This is a genomic window from Halorubrum californiense DSM 19288, assembly GCF_000336875.1.
Classification (GTDB): domain Archaea; phylum Halobacteriota; class Halobacteria; order Halobacteriales; family Haloferacaceae; genus Halorubrum; species Halorubrum californiense.
On sequence record NZ_AOJK01000063.1, the window covers coordinates 85645 to 102246 of the forward strand.

Annotated in this window: 14 protein-coding genes and 1 pseudogene; 7 read left to right on the plus strand and 8 right to left on the minus strand. The window is 70.3% G+C overall.

The features are described from left to right. Positions 1 to 45 precede the first annotated feature (45 nt). The 3 genes from C463_RS12160 to C463_RS12170 all read left to right on the plus strand — a co-directional run bounded on the left by C463_RS12160 (position 46) and on the right by C463_RS12170 (position 1769). Positions 46 to 240 (plus strand): hypothetical protein, encoded by a 195-nt coding sequence (locus tag C463_RS12160; protein ID WP_049905894.1) that lies wholly within the window; start codon positions 46 to 48, stop codon positions 238 to 240. Positions 241 to 436: 196 nt separating this feature from the next. Next, positions 437 to 1051 (plus strand): VOC family protein, encoded by a 615-nt coding sequence (locus tag C463_RS12165; RefSeq protein WP_008444179.1) that lies wholly within the window; start codon positions 437 to 439, stop codon positions 1049 to 1051. Position 1052: 1 nt separating this feature from the next. Continuing rightward, positions 1053 to 1769: an alpha/beta hydrolase gene (locus C463_RS12170; RefSeq protein WP_008444180.1), complete on the plus strand. Its 717-nt coding sequence runs from the start codon at positions 1053 to 1055 to the stop codon at positions 1767 to 1769. A gap of 92 nt (positions 1770 to 1861) precedes the next feature. On the opposite strand, the gene C463_RS12175 is transcribed toward C463_RS12170, so the two are convergent. Genes C463_RS12175 through C463_RS12190 form a run of 4 tightly spaced genes read right to left on the minus strand, consistent with a single transcriptional unit; the run spans position 1862 to position 9834 of the window. Beyond that, on the minus strand, positions 1862 to 3943 hold the full coding sequence (locus C463_RS12175) for a SpoVR family protein (RefSeq protein ID WP_008444181.1): 2082 nt from the start codon (positions 3941 to 3943) through the stop codon (positions 1862 to 1864). Then, positions 3940 to 5325 carry a DUF444 family protein gene (locus tag C463_RS12180; RefSeq protein WP_008444182.1) on the minus strand — a complete coding sequence of 462 codons (1386 nt, stop codon included), beginning with the start codon at positions 5323 to 5325 and terminating at the stop codon, positions 3940 to 3942. Before C463_RS12180 ends, C463_RS12175 begins: the two co-directional genes overlap by 4 nt. Beyond that, on the minus strand, positions 5316 to 7757 hold the full coding sequence (locus C463_RS12185; protein WP_008444187.1) for a serine protein kinase PrkA: 2442 nt from the start codon (positions 7755 to 7757) through the stop codon (positions 5316 to 5318). The genes C463_RS12180 and C463_RS12185 overlap by 10 nt, the downstream gene beginning before the upstream one ends. A 1-nt stretch (position 7758) precedes the next feature. After that, positions 7759 to 9834 (minus strand): PrkA family serine protein kinase, encoded by a 2076-nt coding sequence (locus C463_RS12190; RefSeq protein WP_008444192.1) that lies wholly within the window; start codon positions 9832 to 9834, stop codon positions 7759 to 7761. A 479-nt stretch (positions 9835 to 10313) separates the two neighbouring features. Here C463_RS12190 and C463_RS12195 point away from each other — a divergent pair, with 479 nt between their 5' ends. Further along, on the plus strand, positions 10314 to 11057 hold the full coding sequence (locus tag C463_RS12195) for a DUF1028 domain-containing protein (protein WP_008444194.1): 744 nt from the start codon (positions 10314 to 10316) through the stop codon (positions 11055 to 11057). Positions 11058 to 11066: 9 nt separating this feature from the next. On the opposite strand, the gene C463_RS12200 is transcribed toward C463_RS12195, so the two are convergent. Continuing rightward, positions 11067 to 11909 carry an endonuclease/exonuclease/phosphatase family protein gene (locus tag C463_RS12200; protein WP_008444196.1) on the minus strand — a complete coding sequence of 281 codons (843 nt, stop codon included), beginning with the start codon at positions 11907 to 11909 and terminating at the stop codon, positions 11067 to 11069. 451 nt (positions 11910 to 12360) lie between these two features. Beyond that, the gene (locus C463_RS12205; protein ID WP_008444198.1) at positions 12361 to 12843 is read right to left on the minus strand and encodes an RNA-binding protein; all 483 of its coding nucleotides are present in this window, start codon (positions 12841 to 12843) and stop codon (positions 12361 to 12363) included. A 146-nt stretch (positions 12844 to 12989) separates the two neighbouring features. On the opposite strand from C463_RS12205, the gene C463_RS12210 reads away from it, so the two are divergent. The 3 genes from C463_RS12210 (at position 12990) to C463_RS12220 (ending at position 14581) form a co-directional block, all read left to right on the plus strand. Beyond that, positions 12990 to 13604 carry a 2Fe-2S iron-sulfur cluster-binding protein gene (locus C463_RS12210; RefSeq protein WP_008444200.1) on the plus strand — a complete coding sequence of 205 codons (615 nt, stop codon included), beginning with the start codon at positions 12990 to 12992 and terminating at the stop codon, positions 13602 to 13604. A 120-nt stretch (positions 13605 to 13724) separates the two neighbouring features. Further along, positions 13725 to 14063, plus strand: a complete 339-nt coding sequence (locus tag C463_RS12215; RefSeq protein WP_008444202.1) for a hypothetical protein — start codon at positions 13725 to 13727, stop codon at positions 14061 to 14063. 182 nt (positions 14064 to 14245) lie between these two features. After that, a complete protein-coding gene (locus tag C463_RS12220) occupies positions 14246 to 14581 on the plus strand; it encodes a NifU family protein (RefSeq protein WP_008444204.1) in 336 nt (111 codons plus the stop codon). Between the two features lie 48 nt (positions 14582 to 14629). Here the strand turns inward: C463_RS12220 and C463_RS20190 are convergent, their stop codons facing one another. Both C463_RS20190 and C463_RS12225 read right to left on the minus strand, forming a co-directional pair. Further along, positions 14630 to 14854, minus strand: a complete 225-nt coding sequence (locus C463_RS20190) for a glucodextranase DOMON-like domain-containing protein (protein WP_394295270.1) — start codon at positions 14852 to 14854, stop codon at positions 14630 to 14632. An 18-nt stretch (positions 14855 to 14872) separates the two neighbouring features. Next, positions 14873 to 16581 (minus strand): annotated as a pseudogene (locus tag C463_RS12225) (glycoside hydrolase family 97 N-terminal domain-containing protein); the annotation flags it as partial. Between the last annotated feature and the right edge of the window lie 21 nt (positions 16582 to 16602).

A 16602-nucleotide genomic window follows, 5' to 3' on the forward strand; every position in this document is an offset into this window, starting at 1 on the left:
CAATTTTCACCGACAGCCACTATCTGTCGGGATCCCTATCCCGACATGAGCTCGGCAACGGAGAAGGTGCGACGGCTCGCTCCCCACTGGGCGGTGATGTTCGTCGCGCTGGCGGTCGTCGAGCGCGTCCTCGGCGGGCTCGGGCTCGCGGCGTCGCTGCTGATCGTCTTGGGTATCGCCGTCGCGTATCCCGTCGCCGTTCGGACGCTCGGCGTCGCGCCGCCAGTCTGGCAGCGGTGACGGCGCTTCTCCACAGCTGAACAGCTTCGCTCACGGTGATTCGCGACTCGACGACGAGGGCGGTCGGCAAGGGCGACTCGCCGGGCGGCCTTCGACGGCTGCCACCTCGGCGATGGGTCGCCAGATAACATCGGTGTCAGCCGGTCACCGTCCCGTCCCTCTCGTTTTTATACGCCTCGGTCGCCTTTCGATCGGTATGAGCGACGAGAACCCGGCTCCGGTCACGTCGGAGCTGCCGGACGCACCGTTCCACACCAGCGGCACCGATCACATCACGGTCTGGGGGAGCAACGAGGAGGACACGCTCGCCTTCTACCGCGACCTCCTCGGGATGCCGCTCGTGTTGCGGCAGCCCAACCTCGACGACCCCTCGCAGACGCACCTCTTCTTCGACACCGGCGACGGTCGGATCCTCACGGTGTTCGTGAGCGACGAGCGGGCGTCCGCGCGCGGCCAGCGCGTCAACACGGGGGCCGTCCACCACCTGTGTTTCAGCGTCGAGCCTGACGAGTACGAGGATATCATGGCGGCGCTCGAAGACGCCGGAAAGGGGTACAACGTGTTCGACCGCGGCATCTTCCACTCGATTTACACCCAAGATAACAACGGGCTCGTCATCGAACTGTCGGCCGACAAGTACGAGATTCCCGACGACCGGAAGGGCGAGGTGCTCGCGACCGCGCAGCGACTCCGCGAGGAGGACGGCGCCGACTTCGCGCAGGACCGGCACATGGAGGCGGCCCTCAAAGAACTCGGGCTCCCCGTGAACAAACACGACCTGCCCGACGCCGACGCCGGCGTCGGGGTCTGAGATGGCCGATCGCTCTTCGGGACCGCACGCGGGCGACGACCCTCACGGCGACGAGCCGCTGGTCACGGCCGGGACGCCGCTCAACGACGCCGACGCGGCGCTCGTGTTCGTCCACGGTCGCGGCGCGACCGCCCGCAGCGTCGTCGACTTGGGCGAGCAGTCGGCCGGCGACCGCGACGTCGCGATCCTTGAGCCCGCGGCCGCCGGCAACACTTGGTACCCGAACTCATTTCTCGCCCCGGTCGCGGACAACGAGCCGGGTCGGTCCTCGGGGCTCCGGGCGGTCGGATCGGCGGTCGACCGCGTGGTCGACGCGGGGATCGCTCGCGATCGCGTCCTCGTCGGCGGCTTCTCGCAGGGCGCCTGTCTCGCGAGCGAGTTCGTCGCGCGCAACCCGACCCGCTACGGCGGGCTTGCCGTCTTCAGCGGCGGCCTGATCGGCGAGACGGTCGCCGTCGACGACTACCTCGCGGACGCGACCGGCGGCTCCGGGGGCGAAACGGAGGGAGGTGCCGAGGAGCCGCTTGCCGGGACGCCGGCGTTCGTCGGCTGTAGCGACGTCGACCCGCACATCCCCGAGGGGCGCGTCCACGAGACGACCGCGGTGCTGGAGGCGCTCGGAGCCGACGTCGACGAGCGGATCTACGAGGGGATGGGACACGGGATCAACGACGACGAGGTCGCGGCCGTGTCCGAGCTGGCCGCGTCGCTGGCGTAGCCCTCTTTCGGCTCTCGATTTCGACGGCTCGTCACGTCGCCGCCGCGACCGACAGCCACAGCGTCGTTACCGCGGTCGGCGTCCCCCCCGTCTCACGCCAGCCAGTCGTCGGGCTTCGTGTCGTAGTCGACCTCGTCCGCGACGATCCGCTCTTCGATCGCCCCGTCCAGGTCGTGTTCGGTCACCTCGCCGCCGTCGTACTGGAAACGCACGCCGACCTCGGTGCCCGCCGGCTCCTCGCCTCGTCGCTTGGCGCGCCGGGCGGCCCCCTCGTCGTACTCGACGCGGACCGTCGCGAGATTCACCGGGCGGCCCCACAGCTCGAAGACGCGCTTCAGCGTCTCCTTCGCGCGCTCCTCGTCGAGCGCGACCCCGTTGTACCGGTGGCCCAGGAGGAGTTCGCCCCGGTTTCGGAAGTTGCCGTCCAACACGACGACCGTCGGCTTGCCGAAGTTCGTGAACCGGAGGAGCAGCTTCTTGCGCACGTCGTCGGCGTCGACGCTGGCGACGCGGTGTTCCTCGGCGGCCCGGCTGTACTCGTAGGTGAAGTAGTTCCCCTCGCGGACGAACTCGTCCGTGAGGAACGCGTCGATGAACGTCACGTCGTTGTGGCTCTCGCGCACCTCGAACATGCGCTCCCAGCCGGCCGCGCGGTCGACGTCCTCGATCGCTTCCGCCGCCGTCTCGTACCGGTCCACGTCGAACAGGTACCGCGCCTGCTCTTCGAGCGCCTCCCGCGAGACGTTCCGGAGCGCGCCCCGGTGGTCCGGCCGCGAGAGGACGAAGTGTCGCTCCGCGAGCCCCTCGCGCGTGAGTAGCTTCCACGGGTACCGCTCGACGTCGATGTCGCCCCGTCTGTCGCCGCCCGTCTCGCCGGGATCGGTGCCGGCGTCGTCCCGGGCGGACAGCGCCAGGTCGACCGCCTCGGCGTCGACGCGCGGGTCGCCCGCGGCGGCGAGGTCGGCGAGTTCGTCCAGCGTCGCCGGGCCGGCGCCCGCGATCGCCGGGTGGGGTTCGAGCAGGTCGGCGACCTCGTCCAAGTCGATCCGCGAGTGGAAGTTCTCCGGGGTGACTCCCTCGACGCGGAGCAGCTTGTCGACCACCTCTCGGCGGGCGGCCCGCAGTTCCACGTGCGTCCACAGCTCGAACCCGAGCTTGTAGGGGTTGAGTCCGGGCGAGCCGAGCACCCGCGACATGTGGTCGGCGTACGTGAGGAACTCGTCGGGACCGGCGAACCCCTCGCCGCCCATCATCACCGACTCCCAGTAGGTCGCCCATCCCTCGTTCATCACCTTCGTCTGCTTCTGTCCCGCGAAGTAGTACGCCTCCTCGCGGATCGCGTCGATGACGGTTGTCTCCCACGGCTCGCGGTCGATCGCCTTCCCGCTCTCGGGGTCGTACCGCTTCCCGTGGTCGCGCAGGAACGCGAGCACGTCCGGGCGGGGCTCCTCCGGCTCGACGCCCTCCCCGCGCGCTTCGAGCCACTCGTCGTCGAACACGTCCCGGCGCACCTCCTCGGAGAGATCGAGGTCGTCGATCCGGTCTTCGATCGCCGCGAGCGAGTCGTCGGCGTCGTCGCTCACGTCCGCCGCGACGCCCGGCTCCTCAACGGAGCGGGCGGCGTCGACCGGGCTGTGCTGGTCGATCGTGTCCTCCAAGGCGCTCACGGCGTCGATCAGGCGTTCGACCTCGTCGCGGTCGACGTCGGCCCGCTTCGCGATCGCCGCAATCCGGTCGGCGTTGCGCTCCAGCCGCGCCGCGGCGTTCGGGCCGTCCTCCCCGCGGTCGGCGTACAGCCCGAACCAGTCGTTGTTCGCGAAGAAGTCGGCGTGCGCCTCGACGTGGGTGATGACGGCCTTCTGGTCGGCCGCCGAGTTCGACTCTTGGAGGAACGCGTGGGCCGGATCGTCGTTGTTGACGATCTCGAACGCCTTCCCGAGCCCGTGGCGGTCCTTCTTGCGCTGGCGCTCGTAGTTCATCCCCCACCGCCAGTGCGGGTACCGGCGCTGGAAGCCGCCGTAGGCGATCAGCTCGTTCATCTGGTCGTGGTCGACCACCCAGTACCGAACCGGGTACGGCTCCAAGCCGAGCCGCTCGGCGAGCTCGCGCGCTTCGCGCGCCGACTCGTCGAGGGCGTCGGCCTCGCGTTTCGCCTCGATCCGGTCGTCTCTCATCTGTGTTCACCTCCGTCGGTCCGGCGGGCGACGGTCGCCCCGTCGGGCGCACTTCCCCCGCCGCTCGACTCCGTGCTGAGGATCTCGTAGATGGCGTCGGTGACGTCGTCGGGCTCGGAGACGCGCGCGACGGCAACGTCGTCGGCGTCGCCGAACGCGGACTCGACCTCGTCGGCGTGGCGGGCGTTCGCCGCGCCGTCGCCGGGCTGGGTCTCGACGTACGCCTGGAGGTTGGCGTCGATCGACTCCATCGTCGGGATCACGTTGTCTCTGGTGTCGCTGCCGGCGTTCTCCGAGTCGCCCGCGGCGAACACGTACCGGTTCCACTCGCTGTACGGGTACTCTTCGAGCAGCTCTTCGACGAGTTCGTAGGCGCTGGAGATCCGGGTGCCGCCGCCGGACTGGATCCCGAAGAACTCCTCGCGGTCGACCTCCCAGGCCTCGGCGTCGTGGACGACGTACCGGAACTCGGCGGCGTCGTACTTCCCGGTCAGGTACCAGTCCATCGGCGTGAACACGCGCTCGACGAGCTCCCGCTTCGTCTCGCGCATCGAGCCGGAGGCGTCGCGGACGTTGACGACGACGACGTTGCGCTCGCGTTCCTCTATCACCTCCGGGTGGCGGAACCGCTCATCTTCCCGGCGGAAGGGAACGCTGTCGAGCCCCTCGCGCCGGATCCGTTGTGTGACCGGCTCGCGGTCGACCCCGTCGTCGAGCGCCTCGAAGCTCTCCCAGCGGTCGAGCGCCGCGACGGGCTCGCCCCGCTCGTCGGCGAGCGTCGCGGCCGCGTCCGCGACCCACGCCCGCGAGACCGGGATCCCCTCGCCGCGCGCCCACGCGAACACGTCGTCCACGTCGGCGCCGGCGACGAACAGGCCCTCCCGGACGTACGCGTCGTCGAAGTCGGTGGCGAGGTGGCGCTTCAGCCCGCGCTTGAAGAACTCGTCGACGTCGAGGGTCCCCCGCGGGCCGGCGCGGGCGGTGTCGGTGAAGTCGCCCTCCACCTCCTCGACGACCTGCTTCCCCTTCGGCTCGAGGTCGAGCCCGAGCGCCTCGTCCAGTTCGCGGGCGAACTCCTCCGGGTCCATCTCGTAGTACTCGTGGTCGCCGCCCTCTTCGCCCGGCTCCCCGTCCTCGTCGCCGTCGCCGGGTTCGGGCTCGACCGGCTGGCCGGGCTGGGGCTGTCCGTCGCCGCCCTGCCCGACCCCGCCGGCGGAGCGCTGGTCGTACTCGAACGCCGGGAGGTCGACTATCTTGACCGGAATGCGGATCCGGTCGGCCCCGGAGCCGCCGAGGTCGCCGCGGCTGATGAACTCGGCGAGGTCCTCCCGGCGCGTCTCGCCGGCCTCCCGGAACCGTTCGCGGTCCTCCGTCAGTCCCACGGGCTCTCACCCCCGTTCTGGCCGACGCCGTCGTCCGGGTCGTCACCGACGCGCCCGCCGTCGACCTCGGACCACTCGTCGCGGACCTGCTCCATCACGGCGCGGCTGGTCAGTTCCGCGGACGCGCGGCTGTACCCGCGCTCGCACAGCCGATCGACCGTCGCCTTCTTCACCCGCTCCGTCTCGGTGTCCGCGGGCGGATCGGGCCACGCCGCGGGGTCGAGGTCGGGGAACCGACGCTTCACGTCGGTCAGGTCGTTCGCGTGGATCACCGCCTTCAGCTCCGGGACCTCCGCGAGGTCGACCTCGTCGACGCCGAACGCGTCGTCTCGGTTGCGCCACGCGTACTGCGTGAGCCCGCGGATCACGCGCTTGCGCCGGAACTGCTCGATGTCGCGTCCGGGCTCGGTCCCGCGGTAGTCGCTCTCGTCGAACCGCCCGAGCGTCTCCGTCTCGAACACCTTCATGACGAGCGGGTCCGGCGCCTCGTCCTCGCGGCCCCGCGTCGTCGGGTCCTCGTCGTCCCACGCGTACACGTGCTCGACGTACTCGGCGACCGTCTCGGTCGAGACGGTCTCCTTCGCGAGCATCGCGTCGATCACGTCCTCGCGCTGTCGCTCGCGGATCCGGGTCGCGACCGCTCCGCGCCGTCCCTCGAACTCCGTGACCTCCGCGCGCGAGAACAGCGGCGCGTCGACGAGCCCGTCGGCCATCGCGTCGAGCACGTCCGTCGGGGTGACGACGCGCTCGACCGGGAGATCCGGGTGCTGTCGGTCGGCCGTCGTCGCCAGCAGGTCCGCGACCGCGTCGCGGGCGTAGGTGACCGGGATCCCGTTGCGGCCGTCGCCCGCGGCGAGGTCGACGTCTGCGACGGTGACCGCGTCGTCGCCCCGCCCGACCTGCCCGGTCTCGTACAGCTCGGCGGTCTCGATCAGGTCGAGGTCGCCGGGGAGGCCGTCGGCGTCGAGCCGCGTGACCACCGCGTACAGCGCCGCCGCGCCGATCGCGTGCGGCGCGATCTCGCGCTCGGCCACGCTCCCGTCCGACTCCCGGACGTCCACCGACAGCGGCGCGGCCCCCGGGTCGGTTCCGGCGTCGTCCGCGTCGGCGCCGGCGGCCACCGCACCGACGCCCGGACCGCCGGACGCCGCGCCGTTCTGATCGGCGTCGCCCTCGATCGTCACTCCCCCGGCGGCGGTCGCCCCGGCGATCTCCCGCCGGAGCAGCCGCGCCTCTAGGCGGCGGTTCGTGAGGTAGCGGAACTCGTGTTTCGAGAGCCGCCGCTTCAGCGCCTTCAGCGGGTCGGCGTCGCCCCGCTCGGCGTGGCGGTCCAGTTCCGCGTCGAGGTCGGGGTTCGAGATGACGATCAGCTGGGTGTCGAGGTCCATCCCGATCCCCTTGTCGAGCTTCACGCGCCGCTCGTCGGGCACGTTGAGCAGCCGGCGGAGGAGGTCGGCGTGCTGGCTCGCGTCCTCGACGACGGTCGCGACGCCGTTCCCCTGCGAGAGCACGCCGTCGTAGCTGAACGCCTGCGGGTTCTTCCGGCCGCGCGAGTCGAGCTCGCGCAGCATTCCGCCCATCCACGAGCCGACCAGCCGCTCCTTCGGCGTCCCGTCGTCCTCGGCGTGGAGGACGCCGATCCCCCGGCCGACGTCGACCACGTAGCTGGTCACCCGGAGGTGGTCGCGGTCGGTGATCGCCGAGAAGAGGTCCCGCCGCCCCTGCTCGCGGTACGTCGACTCCAGGTGGTCGTACGCCTCGCGGCTGAACGGGTCCAGTTCCACGTCGGCGGCGATCGGGTAGGCGTCGCCGTCGACCGCGTCGGCGATCGACTCCCGGACCGGCTCCGGGAAGACGGACAGCGGGTGCGTCTGGACCGGACTGCGGTACCACGCGCCGGTGTCGCCGCCGTCGCCGTACGAGAGCGACGCGGCCCCCGAACCGCCCCCGCCGCCCGCGCCGGCGCCGGTGACGTTCCACTCGACGGTGTACCGGCGGCCGGCGTCGGTCTTCGAGAACGCGCGGAGCCCGTTCACCAGGCACCGCTTGAACTCCGACTTGCCGGTCGCGGTGGGGCCGTCGATCCACACTATCGTCTCGTCGTTGCCCCGCCCGGTCGCGGCCGCGCGCAGGTCGTCGACGAACGCGTTGAGCGCGCGGGTGTTGCCCAGCACGGCGTGTTCCCCGCCGTTCGCCGGGTCGTCGAAGAAGCGGTACCGGTCGAGCGTCTCGCCGCGCTCGCGGACCTCTCGGGTCCCCTGCGACTCGATCGCCGCGAGGACGTACCCCGCGCCGGAGGCGGCCGCGGTCGGCCGCTCCAGCACGCGGTCGACGTAGGCCGCGAGGCTCATCGGCGGGTCGTACGCCCCCCGGAGCGCCTCGTCGGCCGCGTCGACGAACCCCTCGCCGTCGGGTCGGGTGCGCTCGCTCATCTCAGTCCCCGCCGTCCTCGATCTCCGAGCGCGCGACCGCCGCGCCCGCGTACTCCAACACTTCGGCGGCGCCGTCCTCGGAGTAGCCGCGGTCGACCAAGGCCGAAACCCAAGCGCTCCGGTCCTCGTCGTCGAGGTCGGTCGCGGACACCAGCGCCGAGAAGTTGATGTTGTGCTTCTTGTCCTCCCACAGCTTCCGCTCCAAGGCGCGGCGGAGGCGGTCGTTCTCCTGCGGGTCGAACCCGCGCCCCTCGCGGGCGCGCCGCGAGATCCAGTTCGACACCTCCTGTCTGAAGTCGTCCTTCCGGTCCGAGGGCACGTCGAGCTGCTCCTCGACCGCGCGCAGGAACGTCTCGTCAGGCTCGGTCTCCCGGCCGGTGAGCTCGTCGTCGACGGTGTCGTCGTCGATGTACGCCATCACGTGGTCCATGTACTTCTCGCCCTGCCGCCGGAGCTCGTCCACGTCGTACGCCAGCGCGTGGCGCACGTCCTCGATGGCGCGCTCGCGGTACTCCTCGCGGACCTGGTCGAGCAGGCGCTCGTAGCGGTCGAGGTCCTCGGCCGCGATCGAGCCGTGCCCGCCGAGGTTCGCTTCGAAGTGGTCGAAGACGGACAGCGGCGAGAGGTGGCTGCGGTCGCGGTGGGTCGCGTCCATGATCGCCTCGGCGATCTCGTCGCCGACGAACCGCGCGGAGATCCCGTCCATCCCCTCGCCGACGTCGGCTGACTCGGCGGCGTCCTCCCGGAGCTTCCGCCGATCTATCTCCTCGTCTTCGAGTTCACCGTTGTACGCCTTCGCCTTCTCCAACAGGCTCACCGTCTCGTCGGTCGGCTCCTCCAGCCTGGTGAGCACGCCGAACAGGCCCGCCATCACCAGCGCGTGCGGCTCGACGTGGACGTTGGGCACGTCCGCGTTGTCGAGCATCTTCTCGTAGATCTCCGCCTCGCTCTCGTACTCCAGCACGTACGGGTAGTCGATCCGCTTGGTGCGGTCGTTGAACGCCTCCATCTTCTCGTCGCCGGTCTTCTCGCGGTACTCCGGCATGTTCGTCCGGCCGACGATCACCTGGTCGATGTCGATCCGCGGGTTGTTCTTCGGCTTGATCGTCGACTCCTGGGAGGCGTGGAGGAAGTCGTAGAGGAACTCCCGCTGGAGCTTCAGCAGCTCCTCGCCGGAGAAGAGGCCGCGGTTCGCGTTACAGAACGCGCCGGCGTAGTCGAACGCCCGCGGGTCGGACTCGCCGTAGACGGCGAGCTTGGCGTAGTTGACATCGCCGGTGAGCTCGGTCTCGTCCTGGTTCTTCTTGTCCTTCGGCTCGAACGTCTCGATACACTCTCGGCGGTTCTCGTCGGCGACGAGCCGGACGACCTCGACGTGCTCGTCGAGGACGCGCTGGAGGTCGTCGTCGTAGTGCGCGAGCAGTTCGTTCAGGTAGAACTCCGAGGCCGGGTCCGGGTGCTGGTCGTTCCGGAGCGTGTAGGGCGCGTCGAGCCGCTCGTTGAGGTCGTCGATGACGGCCTGTCGCTGCTCTTTGGGGAGCAACACGAGCGGGTCTTGGCTCATCGGCGAGCGGACCGTGTCGTCGTCCGGGTCCTGGTCGTCGATCACCGAACAGAGGTCGACCCACCGGAAGGTGTACATCCGGCCGGCGTCCTCGCGGGTGTACGCCTCGAAGTAGCGGCGCACGAGCCAGTCGAAGTGCGACTTTCCGGAGCCGACCGGGCCGAGCAGGAGCTTGATCCGCTTCTCGGGGCCGAGCCCGCGTGCGCCGGACTTCACCTTGTTGACGAACTCGTGGATCGCCTCGTGGACCTCGCGGCCGTAGAAGACGTTCTCGCCGTCGTGGATCGGGTCCTCGGCGGCGAGCGCGTACTCGACGACGCCGCGTTCCTCGTCGTAGTGCGTCCCGTAGTGGTCGAACATGTCCGCGACGCGCTGGTGCGCGTTCCGCGCGATCCGCGGGTCGTCGTACAGCGCGTCGAGGTACCAGTCGAACGAGCGCGCCGCTCTCAGATCGTCCGGGACCTCTGTCCGGTACTCCTCGCTGAGCCGTTCGAGCGTGTGTCGGTCTGCCATCGTATCACGTTCGCTCGGGGGGCGTGGCGGCGTCCCCGGTGCCCGAGGCGGCGGACGGAGCAGCCGCTCTCCGTGCGCGTGTCAACAACTCGTCGAGCCGCGAGCAGCGCGTCGTCGGGGTGTGCGTCGGTGCCGGTGATCGCCTCGCCCGTATCCGAGGCTATATATGTGAGAGGGATTGGCACGGATAAGTATGTCGCCAGTTGACACCCGATACACACCGTCCGGGGGCGTCGCCGTTGCCGAGTCTGTCCGGTCGGCTGACGGTCTGTCGGCCGGTCTTATCAGCACCCCGTGAGATCCACGGCGGGGATGGGCCGCGATCCCCGCAGATCGTTCGCGCGCGCCGTCGGACCGCGCGCGCCGCTGAACCGCGTGCCGCCGAACCGCGTGCGGTCGAACCGCGCGTCCGCCGTCCGAGAACCGGAACCATCGGCCCCGGAACCCACCCTTTTGCGCGACGCCGCCCCACTAAGTGTGTGACGTTCAGCATCTGCGTCCGCGAGCGATACACCGACGACGACGGCGACGACCAGATCCGGTTCGGCGTGGCGGTGACCACTCGGCTGCCGGGCGTCGGCACGCTGTGTCCCTTCGCCTCGTCGGACGGCGCGGTGGCGACACAGTCGCTCGTCAACGTCGAGTTGGGGCGGAAGGGGATCGAGTACCTCGGCGATGGGCTCGCGGTCGACGACGCCTTGGAAGCCCTGTTGAACGCCGACGAGGGGAGCGCCCAGCGCCAGCTCCACGGCGTCGACGCCGACGGGACGTTCGCGTTCTCCGGCGACGAGTGTAACGACTGGTACGGCCACCGCGAGGGGCAGAACTACACCGTCGCGGGCAACCTCCTGACGGGCGAGGACGCGATCGAGGACACCGCGGCCGCCTACGAGTCCGACGCGCACGGCGACGCGCCGCTCGCCGAGCGGCTGATCGACGCCCTCGCGGCGGGCCACGCCGCGGGCGGCGACAAACGAGAGGACCTCGACGTCCAGTCCGCGGCGCTGCTCGTGAAGAACACCGAGGAAGCGGCCGACGACCCGTACTACAACGACCTCCGGGTCGACGCGAGCGAGACGCCGGTGGCCGACCTCCGCGAGACGTACGAGACGGCGAAACGCGGCTACGAGACGATCCTAGAGAAGTACGCCGAGGAGGACGAAGACGAAGCGGGCGACGAGGACGAGAACGAGGATAACCCCGCCGACGACGCCGGGGAGTAGTGGCCTCGCCTACACCGACAGCCGTGTCAGGATCGGCAGGTGGTCGGAGGGGTATCGGCCGCGGTCGTCTCGGTCCGTGAGCGTCGCGAACGCGTCGACCGACACCGCGGGCGAGACGAGCGCGTGGTCGATCCGGCGGCTGTCGATCAGCCGCGAGAAGTCGGTGAGGCTCGTCTTCGGGCCGTGTCGGAGGTCCGCCTCGGCCGCGGCGTCGCGGAGCGAGAGGGCCTCGGCCGCCCCCTCGGCGACGTTCCCGTCGCGCTGTGGGTCGTCTCCGACGAGAATCCGGTGCGGCTCCGATCCCGGTGTACAGTTGAGGTCACCGACGAGGACGACCGGGGCCGTCCCGCCGGTCTCGGTTCCGTCGCCCGTCGCGAGCGTCGGGAGCCGCTCGCGAAGCAGGCGGGCGGACTCGCGCCGCGCGCGGGCGCTCACGTGGTCGAAGTGGGTGTTGACGACGCGGAGCGCGGCGTCGCCGTCGCGGGCGCGCACCCGGGCCCACGTCGCTATCCGCGGGTGAGTCGCCCCCCATCCGGTCGACGGGGTCTCGTGGGTCTCGGAGAGCCAGAACGTCCCGTCCTCGGCGACCTCCCAGCGGTCGTCCCGGACCGCGATCGGACACCCCTCGCCCTCGCCGTCCGCCTCGCGGCCGCGTCCGACGAACTCGTACTCCGAGAGCCGGTCCCGGAGGTCGCGGCGCTGTTCGGGGATCGGCTCCTGAAACGCGGCGACGTCGGGCCGGTGAAATCGGACGAGGCGCCCGACGGCGTCGCGGCGGTCGTGCCAGGCGTCGTGGTGGTCGCCTCGGTTGGCGTAGCGGACGTTGTAGCTCAGCACCCGGATCGCGGTCATTACCTCGGGCGTCGCGGGCGAGGCGATTAAAATGCGCGGAGCGTTCACGATCTCCACGATGCTTCTTGTTTTGCTCATCCGTGGTAGCCGATAGCTCGGACCAACTCCAAAGCCGCAGCCGCTCGGCTGTACGTCGCTGCTTCCACGGAGACCAACTCCAAAGCCCCAGCCGCGAGGGTCGCGTAGGCGACACAAGCACCGCAGCGAAGGAGCGTCAGCGACTGAGCGAGGAGCGCAGCGAGCGTACGCGACCCTCGCGGCTGCCCCTTTGAGCCCCGCCCCCGACTGCCCCGCACCGCAACCTCACACCTCCCCAGCCTCGTCACTGGCACCCTCCGCTTCGCTCCGGGAGCCAGCGACTCCCTCGCGCGTGCGATTCGCGCCCTCTGGGCGCTCATCGGCACGCGCCACCGCCTCGTTTAGTTACCAACAGTCGCCGTCGCCGGCTCGCTCACACCGAGAACTCGTACAGGTCGTCACCGACGTGGTGGATCGACTCGACGACCTTCCCGCTGTCGCCGACCATCTCGTCGCCGTCGACCAGCGCGCGGCCAACCGCCAGTACCTTCCCGTGCGTCTCCTCGGCGATGACGACCAGGTCGCCCTCGCGGATCGCTTTGTCGGCCTCGACGATGCCGGGGCGCATCACGTCGGCGCCGTCGGAAACGAATGATATCGCGCCCGAATCGACCGTGACGACGCCCGTCTCCGGGTCGAAGTCGTTCGCGCCGCGGACGGTGAGGAACGGCTCGTCGTCGTCGACGTAGAAGACGGCGGGCTCGCCGTCGACGAGGACGAGTTCGTAGCCGGCGTCGACGAACTCCACGAACTCGAAGGTGTCCCCGTCGATGTCGACCCCGAGGTGGTCGGCGACCGCCTCGCGGATCGCCGTGATTTCGTCGCTCCGGAGGTGGTGCCGGGATTTCACTTCCATGGGCGCCCGGTCGACCGCTCGGCCGATAAATGGACCGCTCCGCGGCGTGATGACGGGCGATCGCGACGCGGTTCCGGTCCCGATCCCGCTCTCGCCCCGTTGGACCGATCAAAACGGTCTTAATCCACCTCTCCATATCCCCTCGTATGCTCAACCCACTGGCGATCGTGCTCGTGGCGATCGTGAATCCCCCCGCGATCGTCCTCGCGGCGGTCGCGACGCTGCTCGTGGTCCTCGTCACCTCGGTGCGGGGGACGGGGTGGGAACCCACGACGGACATTTCGGAAGAAGTCCTCGAACACCGCGCGTCCGCGGTCCCCGAGACGGAGTTCCCGGAGCCGGGTAACCGCGCGGTCGGCGGCGGTGGCGGCGGCGGCGCCATCCCGGCCGGCGGCGCCGAGGGCGGGGAGGGCGAACTCGAAGAGGGCGGCACCGTCAGCTCCGGCCCCGGTGACATCCCCGAAGACGAGGTGGAGTACTTCGAGGTCGAGTTCGTCAAGCAGGGCGAGACGGTCGAACTCTCCAACGACCAGCCAATCCTCGAACAGGGCGAAGACGAGGGGTGGGACCTCCCGTACGCCTGCCGGCAGGGCCAGTGCGTCTCGTGTGCCGGCCAGATCGCGGACGGGCCGAGCGAGGACTTCGTCGAGCACGACAACCAGCAGATGCTCGAAGAGGCGGAGATCGACGACGGCTACACGCTCACCTGCGTCGCCTACCCGCGCGACTCCTTCAGCATCGAGACCGGCGAGGCGCCGTAGCCCCCTGCTCGCGTTCGCGCTCCGCTCTCCTCCCGCCGCTTCTTCCGACACCCCCCCTCGGCCTTCTCCGCCGGCGTCCGCTCGCGACACCCTTTTTCGCGTCTCGCCCCAACCGATCGTATGTCCGTCACCACGGCGCTCGTCGCTGGCGGCGGGGGCGTCGCCGTCGCGCTGATCGCCGCGGTCGTCTACCGCGACGCGGTCCGCGTCGGCGTCGACCTCGGCTCGCCGGCGGCGTGGGCCGCGCTCGTCGCCCTCACCGGCGGTGCGAGCCTCGTCACGCTCGTCCTCGTCCCCGACGCGCCCCTGCCCGGCGTCCTCGTGTTGACCGCGCTCGGTCCCCTCCTCTACCTGCTCGAACGCGACGACTCGATGAACGGCAACGACGCGGCCGACCCCACGCGGCTCCCCAGCCAGTCCGGCGACGCGACCGACCGGAGCGACGACCGAGATCCGTAGCGCGGACGACCGGGATCCGTAGCGCCGACGACGACCGGGACCGACAGGGAACGTTCGCCGACGGCCGATCGCGGCCCCAGTCGGCGCCGTTCCGTCTCATCGACGATGACACAGTTCCTTTCGTCGCGCTCGGGAGATCCTAAACCGCAACTTTCCATACCGTCGGCGATGTACTGGAGGTAATGAGCGACGAGAGCGACGAAAGCCTCGCGGACCGGGTGGAACAGTGGATGGTCGGACAGATGCCGATCATCCAGATGCACGGCGGCACGAGCGTCGTGCGCGAGGCGAATCCCGAGACCGGCGAGGTCGTCGTCGAACTCGGCGGCACCTGCTCCGGCTGCGGCATCTCGAACATCACCGCCGACAACATCCGCCGCGACCTCATCATGGACTTCGACGAGGTCGACAACGTCACCGTCCGGACCGCCTCCTCCGGTGACAACGGCGCCTCCACCGTCGAGGGCGGCCGCGGCGGCGAACTCAAACACGAGACCGAGTCCGCGAACCACTTCTGATCGCGACGGGGAGACGGTCCCCGGCGTCCCCCGCCTCTCTCGTCTCTCTTACAACGACGTGAACGGCAGCGACGCGAGCGTGTCGGCGTCGTAGTTGAGCGCATCGGCCTGCGAGACGCCTTCGGGCGTGATCATGTCGATCACGCGGGGCGCGTTGCCGGCCGCGCCCTCTTTGGCGCCGCCGAAGATGAACCCGCTATCGTCGACTTGGACGGCGCGGAACGAGCCGAAGTCGGCGGAGCCGACGACCGGCAGGACCTCCCAGTCGCTGATATCGCTCCCCCCGAGCGCCGTTTTCGGGACCGTGACGTGGTGGTCGCGGCCGACGTTCGATCCCAGCTGACCGAACCCGTCGTACTCTTGGGCCTTCACCACCTCGCGGTTCGCCAGGTTCGGGTAGGTGCGGATCTCGCCGGTCGGCTTGATCCCCTCGTGAATCTCCAGCAGCTGGCGGTTCGCGGCCGCCTCGCGGATCACCCGCCGGTGGTGGTTCACCGCGAGTTGGTTGTGCTGGTTGTGGGTCGGCTCGGCGCCGTCGCCGTCGATGCCGAGCCCGGGGTCGGAGACGTACCCGTTCTTGATCGAGTTGATCCCCTCCGCCTCGTACCCCGCGAACACGTCTTCGTCGAGGACCGCGGCCTCGTACTGTGGGATGTTCCCGGCGGTCTCGTTGTGGATCGTCATCTCGACCGGATCGGGGAGCCCGGCGCCGAAGTCGGTCACCTCGGACACGTCGAAGTCCGGGTATGAGTCCTCGACGCCGAAGCCGAAGCCGGTGCCGTCGCCCGGATAGGTGTCCCACCCCTCGTTCCATTCCTCGACGAGGACGCTGTCGATACCGTTCTCGCTCGCGAAGCGCATGTAGCGCTTCATCCGCTCGGTCCGGGCGCCGTGGATGTACGCGGCGGGATTGTTGTCGCCACCCGCAATCTCGTCGTCCGACTTGTACTCCCAGTTCGCCTGCCCCGCGATCATCGTCCACCAGATGCCGACGTACTTGCGGGGCTCGATCCAGTCGGTGTCGGGCGCGCCCCCGGCGGTCGGAAGCGCCGACTCGTCGAGCGGGTCGGCGAGCAGCGGGACCAGCTGCGACTCGATCAGCTCGCCCGGGCCGTCGACGACCTGTATCGTCCGCCACGGCGTCGCCGCCGGCAGCTCCAGCGAGGCCCGCGTCCCGTCGGGTAGGGGCGTGAGTTCGGTCGCGAACGCCGTCTCGCCGTCGTCGCTCCGGGGCGCGAGCGTCGCGGCCGCGTAGTCGTCGAGGTTCGCCTCGCGGACGCTGAGGTACGCGTCGCCCGCGTCGACGGTGAGCGGCGTGTGCGCCCCGGTCCGCATCGGCGTGTCGCTTGGCCGTCGGTCGTCGCTCTCGCCCGGGATCTCCGACAGCGGCGTCTCGGCGTACTCCTGCTCGAACCGCGGGTTCGTCACCGCGTTCGCGATCCACCAGGCGGTGTAGTCGTCCGCGAAGTCGACGCCGGTGTTCTCTGACTTGACGACCGCCCGCTCCGAGTTGCTCGCGAACCCCTCGCCGAGGACGAGCCGGAATCCGAGCCCGTCGTCGAAGACCCGGAGCTGGAGGGTCGCGGCGCGAGCGTCGCCCGCGGCGCTCCCGTCGGCGGCGGCGTCGGCGAGCCCGATACTCAGGGCGTGGTACTCGGCGGACACCTCCTCGTAAGCCCCCACACCGGCTCCCACTCCTCCGTCGCGACCTGCCGGGTCGTGCCCGTCACCGCCACCGCACTGTTCGACCCGTCCGCGCTCGCGCCGAACGACCGCTGGTTCCGGAAGTCGAAGCCGAGCGGCGACGGGCCGACGTACGTCGTCCCGCCGCGCGCGACCTCGTACGTCGGGACCCCGTCGCCGACGTCGACCGTGACCGCGATCGACCCGTCGGGAGACTCGACCCGCTGGACCGGGTCGTCCGCGTCGTTGTCCACCTGCGTGGCGTCGTCGGCCGACACGTCTCGCGAGTAGGCCGCGGCGGCGACCAGCGCCCCCACGCTCCCGAGGAACCCCGTCGC